Origin of the sequence: Citrobacter sp. CK194 (assembly GCF_030333395.1) — a bacterium.
GTDB classification, from domain to species: domain Bacteria; phylum Pseudomonadota; class Gammaproteobacteria; order Enterobacterales; family Enterobacteriaceae; genus Citrobacter_B; species Citrobacter_B koseri.
In genome coordinates, this window is sequence record NZ_JAOWGA010000018.1 from 253,742 (window position 1) to 265,696 (window position 11,955).

The following is an 11,955-nucleotide window of genomic DNA, read 5'->3' on the forward strand; positions in this document are numbered from 1 at the left end:
TGCGTCGGGGATGGTGGCTGGCTATGAACATCTATACCTTTGATTTTGATGAAATAGAAGACCAGAACGATTTTTACCGCGAGTTTACGCGGATGTTTGGCCTTGCCAGAGAGAAAGTCGGCGATCTTGATTCTCTATGGGATACTCTCATGAGCGAGGTGCTGCCATTGCCGCTGGAGATTGAGTTTGTTCATCTGCCGGAAAAACTGCGCAGGCGCTACGGCGCGCTGATTTTGCTGTTTGATGAAGCAGAAGAGGAACTGGAAGGACAGTTGCGGTTTAATGTTCGCCATTCGTGACGACAAACATAAAAAAGCCCCCGGCAGTCGGGGGCAAGTCGTCGGACTAGACGACGAGGGTTTATTTGTAAAGTTCTGCCGTAGCGTGCCAGTTGTCGCCGCTACGTGCTTCAGTAATCTGATAGGCGGATGCGCCGTTTGCTTCTGCTTTTTTGTTCAGCATTTCATGCATATCCATCGGGGAAGAACCGATAGCGCTTACGGAAACAGAGCCGATAGCCTGACGGCCTTGCGCTTGTTCTGCGTTGATGGATTCGGCTGCGAATGCGCCAAAAGAGAGAACGGACAGAACGCTTAATGCTGCAACAGTAGTTTTGATTTTCATGATTTTTACCTCGTCGAATTCTTTTATTAGGGTCTGTGTTTCGTGACCCTCATCACAAAATCAAGTATACACTAATCACGCGATTAATTAATACCACGCTAATGGTTTCATGGGTTATTGTGTGTTAATGATTTGTTTTTTTATAACCGTATGGAATTAAAAACGTGTTAAAAAGCGTGTGATTAAGATTAAATGCAATAAAATCATAAGGATATGAAATTTTGCAATTTGTGCGTTTTTTCCATTGCACATTCACCATGTAAATGATTTTTGACGGTTAAACGCACTATTTGTTAAGTGACAGGCAGTGAAAAATGACGGCGGAAGAGGTGGCGGCAGGTTTTTTCCCCGTCGCGCTTAACGACGGGGAGAAGGGATTACAGCTCTTGTTCGAACAGTTCCAGAATGGCTTCGTACAGATCTTTCACCGTAAAGCCATTCGCGGGGGTGGTGAAAATGGTGTCGTCACCGGCAATGGTCCCGAGGATGCCTTCCGCTTTCCCCAGCGAGTCCAGCAGACGCGCGATCAGCTGTGCGGCGCCCGGACTGGTATGGATCACCACAACAGCGTCGTTGTAGTCGATATCTAACACCAGATTCTTTAAAGGGCTGGAGGTGGTTGGCACGCCTAGCTCAGCCGGGAGACAGTAGACCATCTCCATTTTTGCGTTGCGGGTACGCACCGCGCCGAACTTGGTCAGCATGCGCGAGACCTTGGACTGGTTGATGTTATCAAAGCCCTGATCCTGTAACGCGAGGACGATTTCGCCCTGTGAACTGAATTTTTCTTCTTTGAGTAGCGCTTTGAACGCCTTGACTAATTCTTCTTGTTTAGCCGAGCTTCGCATAAGTCACCCGTAATATGAGGATGGAAACAACATTATTATGCATACAGATGAATTTTTATGCAAACAGTCTGCCTCACCGGAGGCTGAAATAATGTTATGAAAGAGCGGAATTCTATCAAATTCCGTTATCAAGAAACATGCCTGCGTCACGGCGCGCAAATAAGCTTAAAAGTAAATTAAATGTTATCAAATTGATGTTGTTTTGGAGGGGCAGTAGAGTATATTGTCAGCACCTGTTGGAAAGTTGTTCTGTGGTTCAGGCGCTTTTGAATTACGTAAATTAGCTTTTCTATTACGTAAGTTAAATGCATAAAAGCCAAATTTGCGTGACTACGCATTCTTGACGCGTGGTGGTTGTATTCATTGGATTTGTGAATTATGGTCGCCGCCGCGGAGCAACAAACACTTAGCTTATCAATATAATAAGGAGTTTAGGATGAAAGTCGCAGTCCTCGGCGCTGCCGGCGGTATCGGCCAGGCGCTTGCACTACTGTTAAAAACCCAACTGCCTTCAGGTTCAGAACTCTCCCTGTACGACATCGCTCCAGTGACCCCAGGTGTGGCCGTTGACTTGAGCCATATCCCTACAGCAGTAAAAATCAAAGGTTTCTCCGGCGAAGACGCGACCCCGGCGCTTGAAGGCGCAGACGTCGTACTGATCTCGGCTGGCGTGGCGCGTAAACCGGGTATGGATCGTTCCGACCTGTTTAACGTCAACGCAGGTATCGTGAAGAACCTGGTACAACAGATCGCAACGACCTGTCCGAAAGCCTGTGTGGGCATTATCACCAACCCGGTGAACACTACCGTCGCTATCGCTGCTGAAGTACTGAAAAAAGCCGGCGTTTACGACAAGAACAAACTGTTTGGCGTGACCACGCTGGACATCATCCGCTCCAACACCTTTGTTGCGGAACTGAAAGGCAAACTGCCGACCGACGTTGAAGTTCCGGTTATCGGCGGTCACTCTGGCGTGACCATTCTGCCGCTGCTGTCGCAGATCCCGGGCGTCAGCTTCACCGAGCAGGAAGTGGCTGACCTGACCAAACGTATCCAGAATGCGGGTACGGAAGTGGTTGAAGCGAAGGCTGGCGGCGGATCGGCAACCCTGTCTATGGGTCAGGCTGCTGCGCGCTTTGGTCTTTCTCTGGTGCGTGCGCTGCAAGGCGAGAAGGACGTGGTGGAATGTGCCTACGTTGAAGGTGACGGCCAGTATGCGCGCTTCTTCTCTCAGCCGCTGCTGCTGGGTAAAAACGGCGTGGAAGAGCGCAAGTCTATCGGCAAACTGAGCGCGTTTGAACAGAATGCGCTGGAAGGTATGCTGGATACGCTGAAAAAAGATATCGCCCTGGGCGAAGAGTTCGTTAACAAGTAAGCGCTTTTGTGCAGGCCAGATAAGACGCGTTTGCGTCGCCGTCAGGCCTGGCGATAATGCCGGATGGCGGTGTAAACACCTTATCCGGCCTACAAGTTAACCGAGACACAGTAAAAAACCGGAGATGACTCCGGTTTTTTTATTACGTTAATTTGTCGCCGGGTATTCCTGAATGGTGACCTGGAGCGTCAGCTTTTTATCGTCACGCATCACAATCACCGGGATCACCGAACCTGGGCGTATTTCAGCAACCTGATCCATAGTCTCCAGAGCGGAAACGGCAGGTTTGTTGTTGACTGAAATGATCACATCATTGACCTGAATACCCGCCTGCGCAGCCGGGCCATCCGGCGACACTTCATTGACCACAATCCCCTGGATTTGATCCATTCCGGCGCCTTGCGCATGCAGCGGCGCGATTTCTCGCCCACCGATGCCGATATAACCGCGAATCACGCGACCGTCGCGGATCAGCTTATCCATTATCTTGGTCGCTAACTGGAACGGGATTGCAAAACCGATCCCTTCCGGCGTCTCGCCGTCGTTACTCTTATCAAATGACAGGGTGTTAATACCCATCAGTTCGCCCAGCGAGTTAACCAGCGCTCCGCCGGAGTTACCGTGGTTGATGGAGGCGTCCGTTTGCAGGAAGTTTTGTCGTCCGGTCGGGTTCAGACCGATACGCCCGGTGGCGCTGATGATCCCCTGAGTAATGGTCTGCCCCAGGTTATACGGGTTGCCGATGGCCAGAACCACATCACCAATATGCGGTGAGCGTTTCGTGTTGATCGGGATCGTCGGCAGACCGCCTGTGGCATTAATCTTTAACACCGCCAGATCCGTCAGCGTATCCGAACCAACCAGCAGCGCTTCAAACACGCGTCCATCCTGTAGGGCGACGATGATCTGATCCGCATCGTTGATCACATGCTTATTGGTGATGATGTAACCGCGCTGATCCATGATCACGCCCGATCCCAGCGTGCGGATCTCAAGCTGATTATGCGTGGTGCTGTTCATACTGCGGTTATAAACGTTGACGACGGCAGGCGCGGCGCGGCGAACCGCCGAATTATAGCTGGCTGGCGTCTCATCCGCGCTGTCGAATTGCGGTGTGGTCAGGGTATTTATTTTGCGCAGCGAGGGCATGGCCGCCAACAGAATGGCACCCACAATAAGACCAATTGCGACCGAACGTAAGATCTTCACAAACATGATGGAGGCGTCATTAAAAAAGGGAACGGCAGCAGCATACCACGAGTTAACCGGACATCGCACGCGGGGCTGATGTCCGGTTAACGATGACTTAACGCAGGAGCAGGTAAATGTTCTCGTTACCGCGTACGACCTGTAGCGCAATAATCGACGGTTTCGCTTCCAGCACTTTGCGCATTTCCGCAATCGAGTGCACGCGATCGCGGTTAACGCTAATGATCACGTCATCTTTGTGCAAACCGGCCTGGGCGGCGGGACTGCTTTTTTCAACGTTATCAATTTTGATGCCTTTATTGCCGTCTTTTAACTGACCATCGCTCAGCGTTGCGCCCTGCAATGCCGGGGCGATCATCTCCGCGCTGGCGGAGGATGACGTGCTGGTGTCGAGGGTGACTTCGACTTCCAGCGGTTTGCCGTCGCGTAACAGACCGAGCTTCACTTTCGTGCCGGGTTCCGTCGTTGCGATGCGTGAGCGCAGTTCGGCAAAGCTGCTCAGCGGCTTGCCGTTGAGACTGGTGATCACGTCGCCGGATTTCACACCCGCTTTCGCGGAACCTGAACCCGGGAGCACTTCGCTGATGAACGCCCCGCGCTGTACATCCAGCTTGAAGGCTTTGGCGATATCGGCGGTCAATTCCATGCCTTTAATTCCCAGCAGGCCGCGTTTAATTTCACCAAACTGAATCAGCTGTTGCGCCAGCGTGCGCGCCATATTACTCGGAATCGCAAACCCAATGCCGATGCTACCGCCGCCAGGTGCCAGAATAGCGGTGTTGATGCCGATCAGCTCGCCGTTGAGATTCAGCAGCGCGCCGCCGGAGTTGCCACGGTTAATCGAGGCGTCGGTTTGAATAAAGTTTTCCAGTCCTTCCAGATTCAGCCCGCTCCGGCCAAGCGCGGAGACAATGCCGGAGGTGGCGGTTTGCCCCAGACCAAACGGGTTGCCTACCGCGACGGCAAAGTCGCCGACGCGCAGTTTGTCGGAGTCGGCGATGGCGATTTGCGTCAGGTTGCTGGCGTTCTGGATTTGCAGCAGCGCGATGTCGCTCTGGTCGTCGCTGCCGATCAGTTTAGCGTCAAACTCGCGTCCGTCATTTAACTGAACGCTGATCTTCTGTGCCTGATTAATGACATGGTTATTGGTCAGAACGTAGCCTTTGGCGGCGTCAATGATGACGCCCGACCCCAGCCCTTCGAACGGCTGAGAGGGTTGATCAGGCAACTCGTCGCCAAAAAACTTTTTAAACTCTTCTGGAACCTTCTGGCTTTGGGTCGCGGTTCCCTCAACCTTCACGCTAATCACGGCCGGCAGCACTTTTTCCAGCATTGGCGCGAGACTGGGGAGCGCCGCCTGACCGGGAATCTGCGCGGGTATCGATGCGACGGCCTGAAACGGTGCCGAGAGCGTTAACCCGACACTTAACGCTAATGCACTTAACAACGGGGTTTGTTTTTTCATGGAGCCTGCTCTCGTACCTTGAGTGAACGGAAAGACGATTCAAAACAGTTTGATGTTATTGAATTTTCGGCCTGGTAACAATGAGGTTAATGACTAAATAATAGCTGGGACAGGAGAGAAGAGACGGGCGCAATCGCTGCGCCCGAAAAATTTCTTAACGATGTGCGATTAGTCGCGTTTTGCGCCACTACGCAGCAGGCCGGAAGCGCCTTCGGAATAGTCACGCGGCATCTGGACCGGCGCCTGATCGTTACTGGCTTCAGACTCCGCCAGACGGTTACGGAACGGGTTCGATTCCGCAGACAGTTCCGGCAGCAGGCTACTGGAGCTTTTCGCCATGTGCTGATACAGCTGACGATAATCATGCGCCATGGTATCCAGCAGCTCGGCGCTGCGGGCAAAGTGGCTGACCAGCTCTTCACGATACTCTTCCAGCTCAGCTTTATTCTTTTCCAGTTCGTACTGCAATGCCTGCTGTTGGCGTAATTTACGATTACCAAAACGCATGGCTACGGCACCAATGATGATACCGACGACTAACCCAATTAGCGCATATTCCCAGGTCATGAACATCTCCCGTTGTCTTTTGTTTCCGTAGGGTGTTGGCTTTAGGCTCCATGCCTGCGCCTGATTATGCCACTATAACCGCTAATCCCGTAGAAGTGGAATCCCGTGTTTATATCACGTAATGTAGAACGGCCTTTTTTTCGTCAGCCGTGAACGTCGGCACATCGATTTTCAAGGAATAACAATAACATCATGCAAAGCATTTCCCCCACATCGCGTTACCTTCAGGCCCTCAACGATGGCAGCCATCAACCCGACGACGTGCAAAAAGATGCGGTCAACCGACTGGAGTCGATTTACCAGGCGCTGATCGCCAAAACGCCTCCGGCGCCGCAAACCGGCGGACTGATGGCCCGTTTCGGTAAACTGCTTGGCAAACGTGAACCGTCAGCGAATGCGCCGGTGCGTGGTCTGTATATGTGGGGTGGGGTCGGGCGAGGGAAAACCTGGCTGATGGATCTCTTCTATCATAGTCTGCCGGGCGAGCGGAAACAGCGTCTGCATTTCCACCGCTTTATGCTGCGTGTGCATGAGGAGCTAACGGCGCTACAGGGGCAGACCGACCCGCTGGAGATTATTGCCGATCGTTTCAAAGCCGAAACGGATGTGCTCTGCTTTGATGAGTTTTTTGTTTCCGACATCACCGACGCGATGCTGCTTGGCGGCTTAATGAAAGCGCTGTTTGCCCGCGGCATTACCCTGGTGGCGACCTCGAACATCCCGCCGGATGAGCTGTACCGCAATGGCCTGCAACGTACCCGCTTCCTTCCGGCTATCGACGCTATCAAAGCGCATTGCGACATCATGAATGTGGATGCCGGGGTGGATTATCGTCTGCGCACGCTGACGCAGGCGCATCTGTGGCTTTCGCCGCGTAATAACGAAACGCAGCAACAGATGGATAAACTCTGGCTGGCGCTGGCCGGTGCGAAACGTGAGAATGCGCCAACGCTGGAGGTGAATCATCGTCCGTTACCGACGATGGGGGTGGAAAACCAGACGCTGGCGGTCTCCTTCATCACCTTATGCGTGGACGCTCGCAGCCAGCATGACTATATTGCGCTGTCGCGCCTGTTCCACACGGTTCTGCTGTTTGATGTGCCGGTCATGACGCCGCTGATGGAAAGCGAAGCGCGCCGTTTTATCGCGCTGGTGGATGAATTCTACGAGCGCCATGTGAAGCTGGTGGTGAGCGCCGACGCGCCTTTATATGAGATCTATCAGGGCGAACGCCTGAAGTTTGAGTTCCAGCGCTGTTTGTCACGTTTGCAGGAGATGCAGAGCGAGGAGTATCTGAAACGTTCGCATATGCCGTAGGCCGGGTAAGGCGTTTCGCCGCCATCCGGCGCAGGTTGCCTGGTGGCGCTTCGCTTATCAGACCGGCAGAAATGCCCCGCACAAAACCCATTGCAAATCACAAAAAGGGGTCGATCTTTGCCCCTGACTTCTCTATAATCCTGCGACCCCACGTTACAAGAAAGTTTTTTTCCCAAAACTTTTTGTGTGCTGGCATTGGCTATTCGAAGGGGTAGGTTTGCCGGACTTTGTCGTGTGAACCTCAACAATTGAAAACGTTTGGGTGTTCACCAACGTGTAACTATCTATTGGGTAAGCTTTTAATGAAAACTTTTACAGCTAAACCAGAAACCGTAAAACGCGACTGGTACGTTGTTGACGCGACCGGTAAAACTCTGGGCCGTCTGGCTACTGAACTGGCTCTTCGCCTGCGCGGTAAGCACAAAGCGGAATACACTCCGCACGTCGATACCGGTGATTACATCATCGTTCTGAACGCTGACAAAGTTGCTGTAACCGGCAACAAGCGTACTGACAAAGTGTACTATCACCACACCGGTCACATCGGTGGTATCAAACAAGCGACCTTTGAAGAGATGATTGCTCGCCGTCCTGAGCGTGTGATTGAAATCGCGGTTAAAGGCATGCTGCCAAAAGGCCCGCTGGGTCGTGCTATGTTCCGTAAACTGAAAGTTTACGCTGGCAACGAGCACAACCACGCGGCACAGCAACCGCAAGTTCTTGACATCTAATCGGGATTATAGGCAATGGCTGAAAATCAATACTACGGCACTGGTCGCCGCAAAAGTTCCGCAGCTCGCGTGTTCATCAAACCGGGCAACGGCAAAATCGTTATCAACCAACGTTCTCTGGAACAGTACTTCGGTCGTGAAACTGCCCGCATGGTAGTTCGTCAGCCGCTGGAACTGGTCGACATGGTTGAGAAACTGGATCTGTACATCACTGTTAAAGGTGGTGGTATCTCTGGTCAGGCTGGTGCGATCCGTCACGGTATCACCCGCGCTCTGATGGAGTACGACGAGTCTCTGCGTTCTGAACTGCGTAAAGCTGGCTTCGTTACTCGTGACGCTCGTCAGGTTGAACGTAAGAAAGTCGGTCTGCGTAAAGCACGTCGTCGTCCGCAGTTCTCCAAACGTTAATGGGTTTCTGCTCCGGCAGATTACCATTGGCGAAAAAACCCGCTTCGGCGGGTTTTTTTTATGGAAAAAATGCGCGTGTGTCCAAAGTAATCCTCTGATTGCCACCTCTTTTTCCCCATTTCCAGAATCGACTCACCACAAAGGTCACAAAATCTGGTAAACTATCATCCAATTTTCTGCCCAAATAACGGGTATTGTTCATTTTTTGTTTGCTTTTTGAACAATAATGACTTTTCCGCAGGCGGGTGACATAACTTCTGGCTGGCCACGCGGTGGCTGGTAGCAGTAAAAATTCTGAATATACCTGGAGGTTTTCATGGCTGTCGCTGCCAACAAACGTTCGGTAATGACGCTGTTTTCTGGTCCTACTGACATCTATAGCCATCAGGTCCGCATTGTGCTGGCGGAGAAAGGTGTTAGTTTCGAGATCGAGCATGTGGAGAAGGATAACCCACCTCAGGATCTGATTGACCTCAACCCGAGTCAGAGCGTACCGACCCTGGTGGATCGTGAGCTGACCCTGTGGGAATCTCGCATCATTATGGAATACCTGGATGAGCGTTTCCCTCATCCGCCGCTGATGCCGGTTTACCCGGTTGCGCGTGGCGAAAGCCGCCTGTACATGCACCGTATCGAAAAAGACTGGTACACGCTGATGAACGTCATCGTGAACGGGTCCGCTTCTGAAGCTGACGTTGCGCGTAAACAACTGCGTGAAGAGTTGCAGGCGATCGCGCCTGTGTTTGGTCAAAAACCGTATTTCCTGAGCGATGAGTTCAGCCTGGTTGATTGCTATCTGGCGCCGCTGCTGTGGCGTTTGCCGCAACTGGGTATTGAGTTCAGCGGTGCGGGCGCTAAAGAGCTGAAAGGCTATATGACCCGCGTCTTTGAACGTGACTCGTTCCTCGCTTCTTTAACTGAAGCTGAACGTGAAATGCGCCTCGGTCGGGGTTAATCAGTATGGATTTGTCACAGCTATCCCCACGCCGTCCATATTTGCTGCGTGCATTCTATGAATGGTTGCTGGATAACCAGCTCACGCCGCACCTGGTGGTGGATGTGACGCTGCCTGGCGTGCATGTCCCTATGGAATATGCGCGCGACGGGCAAATTGTTCTGAACATTGCTCCCCGTGCGGTTGGCAATCTGGAGTTGGCCAACGACGAAGTGCGTTTCAACGCGCGCTTTGGCGGCGTCCCGCGTCAGGTCTCCGTGCCGCTGGCTGCGGTACTGGCGATCTATGCGCGTGAAAACGGCGCAGGCACAATGTTTGAACCTGAAGCCGCTTACGATGAAGACGTCGCCAGCTTAAATGATGACGATGTAACGCCGGGCGCGGAGAGCGAAACGGTCATGTCCGTGATTGATGGTGATAAGCCCGATCATGATGATGACAACAATCCTGATGACGATCCGCCGCCGCCGCGTGGTGGTCGACCCGCATTACGCGTAGTGAAGTAACCAAGACAGACAGGCCCTGAGGGCCTGTTTTTTTTCACGCCTGCCACGATTTCACCCCACTTTCGATCCTGTGATAGGATGGCTTTAGTTGCTGTTTTCCTCGACGATTTACATAATGGACGCTATGAACGCATTTGATTCGCAAGCAGAAAATTCTCCGCCAACCATCGGCCGTAGTTTGCGCAGCCGTCCGCTGGCGCGTAAAAAACTGTCGGAAATGGTAGAAGAAGAACTGGAGCAGATGATTCGTCGCGGTGAATTCGGCGAAGGGGAGCAGCTGCCGTCTGAGCGGGAGTTGATGACCTTCTTCAACGTGGGCCGCCCGTCGGTGCGTGAAGCGCTTGCCGCGCTCAAGCGTAAAGGTCTGGTGCAAATCAATAACGGCGAACGCGCCCGCGTGTCGCGGCCTTCTGCTGATACCATCATCAGCGAACTTTCCGGCATGGCGAAAGATTTCCTCTCGCACCCCGGCGGTATCGCCCACTTTGAGCAACTGCGCCTGTTCTTTGAATCAAGCCTTGTGCGCTATGCGGCGGAACACGCGACGGATGAGCAAATTGATCTGCTGGCGAAAGCCCTGGAGATCAACAGCCAGTCGCTGGACGATAACGCGCTCTTCATTCGTTCCGACGTCGAGTTTCACCGCGTGCTGGCGGAAATCCCCGGCAATCCGATCTTCATGGCGATTCATGTCGCGCTGCTGGACTGGCTGATCGCTGCGCGTCCTGCGGTCTCCGGGCAGGAGTTACATGAGCATAATAGCGTGAGCTATCAAGAGCATATCGCTATTGTCGATGCTATTCGTCGGCGCGATCCAGATGAAGCTGACCGCGCGCTGCAAACCCACCTCAATAGCGTATCCGCCACCTGGCACGCCTTCGATCAAAAGAAAAAATTGCGTTAGCGATCGCGATCCTGACGATCGTTTAGTGAAGTAGATCGCACTCTGTGCGTTCTGTACTGGGGTGCTGCTTATTTGATCTGGTATAACAGGTATAAAGGTATGTAGTTAGATAACACTAATCATCGACAGAGGTCGTTATGGCAAAAGATTTACGAGGCGTAATGCCAGCGTTGTTAACTCCTTTTGATAACCAGCAGAAACTGGATATTGAGAGCCTGCGCCGTCTGGTGCGTTTCAACATTGCACAGGGCATTGATGGGCTGTACGTCGGCGGCTCGACCGGGGAAGCGTTCGTTCAGAGCCGCGCAGAAAGAGAGCAGGTCCTGGAAATTGTGGCGGAAGAGGCGAAGGGCAAGGTGACGCTGATTGCCCATGTCGGTACGGTCAGTACCGAAGAGAGCCAGCAGCTGGCCAGCGCGGCGCATCGTTACGGTTTTGATGCCGTTTCCGCCGTGACGCCGTTTTATTATCCGTTTAGCTTTGAAGAGCATTGCGATCACTACCGCGCCATTATCGATTCCGCTGAAGGATTACCGATGGTGGTGTACAACATTCCTGCGCTGAGCGGCGTGAAGCTGACGCTGGATCAAATCAACACGCTGGTCACGCTGCCCGGCGTTGGCGCGCTGAAACAAACCTCCGGCGATCTCTATCAGATGGAGCAGATCCGCCGTGCGCATCCTGATCTGGTGCTCTACAACGGTTATGACGAAATCTTCGCTTCCGGTCTGCTGGCAGGCGCAGATGGGGGAATCGGCAGCACTTACAACATTATGGGCTGGCGTTATCAGGGGATTGTTAAGGCCTTGCAGGAAGGCGATGTAGCGAAAGCGCAGCATCTGCAAACCGAGTGCAATAAGGTCATCGATCTGCTCATTAAAACCGGCGTATTCCGTGGGTTGAAAACGGTGCTGCACTACATGGACGTGGTCTCCGTACCGCTGTGCCGTAAGCCGTTTGCGCCGGTTGATGAGAAGTATCTGCCTGAACTGAAAGCGCTGGCGCAGCAGTTAATGCAGGAACGCGGTTGACCGGTTGCCGGATAG

The 11,955-nt window shown here is 52.8% G+C and carries 14 protein-coding genes; 9 read left to right on the forward strand and 5 right to left on the reverse strand.

Annotation, left to right across the window (positions count from 1 at the left end; all coding sequences use genetic code 11):
- The first annotated feature begins 23 nt into the window (after positions 1-23).
- Entirely contained in the window at positions 24-299 is a 276-nt protein-coding gene (locus OGX80_RS12905) for a barstar family protein (protein WP_047460936.1), read from the forward strand.
- A gap of 61 nt (positions 300-360) precedes the next feature.
- Here OGX80_RS12905 and yhcN read toward each other — a convergent pair whose 3' ends face one another.
- Together yhcN and argR are read right to left on the reverse strand one after the other, a co-directional pair.
- Positions 361-624, reverse strand: a complete 264-nt coding sequence (yhcN, locus tag OGX80_RS12910; protein WP_012135371.1) for a peroxide/acid stress response protein YhcN — start codon at positions 622-624, stop codon at positions 361-363.
- 377 nt (positions 625-1,001) lie between these two features.
- Positions 1,002-1,472, reverse strand: coding sequence for a transcriptional regulator ArgR (gene argR / locus OGX80_RS12915; RefSeq protein ID WP_012135369.1), 471 nt, complete (start codon positions 1,470-1,472; stop codon positions 1,002-1,004).
- 436 nt (positions 1,473-1,908) lie between these two features.
- On the opposite strand from argR, the gene mdh reads away from it, so the two are divergent.
- Positions 1,909-2,847, forward strand: a complete 939-nt coding sequence (gene mdh / locus OGX80_RS12920; protein WP_012135368.1) for a malate dehydrogenase — start codon at positions 1,909-1,911, stop codon at positions 2,845-2,847.
- Positions 2,848-2,994: 147 nt separating this feature from the next.
- On the opposite strand, the gene degS is transcribed toward mdh, so the two are convergent.
- The 3 genes from degS to zapG form a co-directional block, all read right to left on the reverse strand.
- Positions 2,995-4,062, reverse strand: coding sequence for an outer membrane-stress sensor serine endopeptidase DegS (gene degS, locus OGX80_RS12925; RefSeq protein WP_012135367.1), 1,068 nt, complete (start codon positions 4,060-4,062; stop codon positions 2,995-2,997).
- A gap of 91 nt (positions 4,063-4,153) precedes the next feature.
- Entirely contained in the window at positions 4,154-5,521 is a 1,368-nt protein-coding gene (degQ, locus tag OGX80_RS12930) for a serine endoprotease DegQ (RefSeq protein WP_058668160.1), read from the reverse strand.
- A gap of 168 nt (positions 5,522-5,689) precedes the next feature.
- The gene (gene zapG, locus OGX80_RS12935; RefSeq protein WP_042292056.1) at positions 5,690-6,088 is read right to left on the reverse strand and encodes a Z-ring associated protein ZapG; all 399 of its coding nucleotides are present in this window, start codon (positions 6,086-6,088) and stop codon (positions 5,690-5,692) included.
- Positions 6,089-6,280: 192 nt separating this feature from the next.
- Between zapG and zapE the strand changes: the two genes are divergently transcribed.
- The 7 genes from zapE to nanA all read left to right on the forward strand — a co-directional run bounded on the left by zapE (position 6,281) and on the right by nanA (position 11,940).
- Entirely contained in the window at positions 6,281-7,405 is a 1,125-nt protein-coding gene (gene zapE / locus OGX80_RS12940) for a cell division protein ZapE (protein WP_049010584.1), read from the forward strand.
- Positions 7,406-7,707: 302 nt separating this feature from the next.
- The gene (rplM, locus tag OGX80_RS12945) at positions 7,708-8,136 is read left to right on the forward strand and encodes a 50S ribosomal protein L13 (RefSeq protein WP_000847556.1); all 429 of its coding nucleotides are present in this window, start codon (positions 7,708-7,710) and stop codon (positions 8,134-8,136) included.
- Positions 8,137-8,151: 15 nt separating this feature from the next.
- On the forward strand, positions 8,152-8,544 hold the full coding sequence (gene rpsI, locus OGX80_RS12950; protein ID WP_000829818.1) for a 30S ribosomal protein S9: 393 nt from the start codon (positions 8,152-8,154) through the stop codon (positions 8,542-8,544).
- A 316-nt stretch (positions 8,545-8,860) separates the two neighbouring features.
- Positions 8,861-9,499 (forward strand): stringent starvation protein SspA, encoded by a 639-nt coding sequence (gene sspA / locus OGX80_RS12955; RefSeq protein ID WP_012135361.1) that lies wholly within the window; start codon positions 8,861-8,863, stop codon positions 9,497-9,499.
- A gap of 5 nt (positions 9,500-9,504) precedes the next feature.
- A complete protein-coding gene (sspB, locus tag OGX80_RS12960) occupies positions 9,505-10,005 on the forward strand; it encodes a ClpXP protease specificity-enhancing factor (protein ID WP_012135360.1) in 501 nt (166 codons plus the stop codon).
- Between the two features lie 115 nt (positions 10,006-10,120).
- Complete coding sequence (nanR, locus tag OGX80_RS12965; protein WP_012135359.1) at positions 10,121-10,909, forward strand: transcriptional regulator NanR; 789 nt, start codon at positions 10,121-10,123, stop codon at positions 10,907-10,909.
- A gap of 137 nt (positions 10,910-11,046) precedes the next feature.
- Complete coding sequence (gene nanA / locus OGX80_RS12970; RefSeq protein WP_049010588.1) at positions 11,047-11,940, forward strand: N-acetylneuraminate lyase; 894 nt, start codon at positions 11,047-11,049, stop codon at positions 11,938-11,940.
- Positions 11,941-11,955: the final 15 nt, after the last annotated feature.

What these genes read in the sequence shown, in the direction of transcription:
- OGX80_RS12905 (WP_047460936.1), top strand. Translation starts at nt 24, where the DNA reads ATGAACATCTATACCTTTGATTTTGATGAAATAGAAGACCAGAACGAT.
- yhcN (WP_012135371.1), bottom strand. Translation starts at nt 624, where the DNA reads ATGAAAATCAAAACTACTGTTGCAGCATTAAGCGTTCTGTCCGTTCTC.
- argR (WP_012135369.1), bottom strand. Translation starts at nt 1,472, where the DNA reads ATGCGAAGCTCGGCTAAACAAGAAGAATTAGTCAAGGCGTTCAAAGCG.
- mdh (WP_012135368.1), top strand. Translation starts at nt 1,909, where the DNA reads ATGAAAGTCGCAGTCCTCGGCGCTGCCGGCGGTATCGGCCAGGCGCTT.
- degS (WP_012135367.1), bottom strand. Translation starts at nt 4,062, where the DNA reads ATGTTTGTGAAGATCTTACGTTCGGTCGCAATTGGTCTTATTGTGGGT.
- degQ (WP_058668160.1), bottom strand. Translation starts at nt 5,521, where the DNA reads ATGAAAAAACAAACCCCGTTGTTAAGTGCATTAGCGTTAAGTGTCGGG.
- zapG (WP_042292056.1), bottom strand. Translation starts at nt 6,088, where the DNA reads ATGACCTGGGAATATGCGCTAATTGGGTTAGTCGTCGGTATCATCATT.
- zapE (WP_049010584.1), top strand. Translation starts at nt 6,281, where the DNA reads ATGCAAAGCATTTCCCCCACATCGCGTTACCTTCAGGCCCTCAACGAT.
- rplM (WP_000847556.1), top strand. Translation starts at nt 7,708, where the DNA reads ATGAAAACTTTTACAGCTAAACCAGAAACCGTAAAACGCGACTGGTAC.
- rpsI (WP_000829818.1), top strand. Translation starts at nt 8,152, where the DNA reads ATGGCTGAAAATCAATACTACGGCACTGGTCGCCGCAAAAGTTCCGCA.
- sspA (WP_012135361.1), top strand. Translation starts at nt 8,861, where the DNA reads ATGGCTGTCGCTGCCAACAAACGTTCGGTAATGACGCTGTTTTCTGGT.
- sspB (WP_012135360.1), top strand. Translation starts at nt 9,505, where the DNA reads ATGGATTTGTCACAGCTATCCCCACGCCGTCCATATTTGCTGCGTGCA.
- nanR (WP_012135359.1), top strand. Translation starts at nt 10,121, where the DNA reads ATGGACGCTATGAACGCATTTGATTCGCAAGCAGAAAATTCTCCGCCA.
- nanA (WP_049010588.1), top strand. Translation starts at nt 11,047, where the DNA reads ATGGCAAAAGATTTACGAGGCGTAATGCCAGCGTTGTTAACTCCTTTT.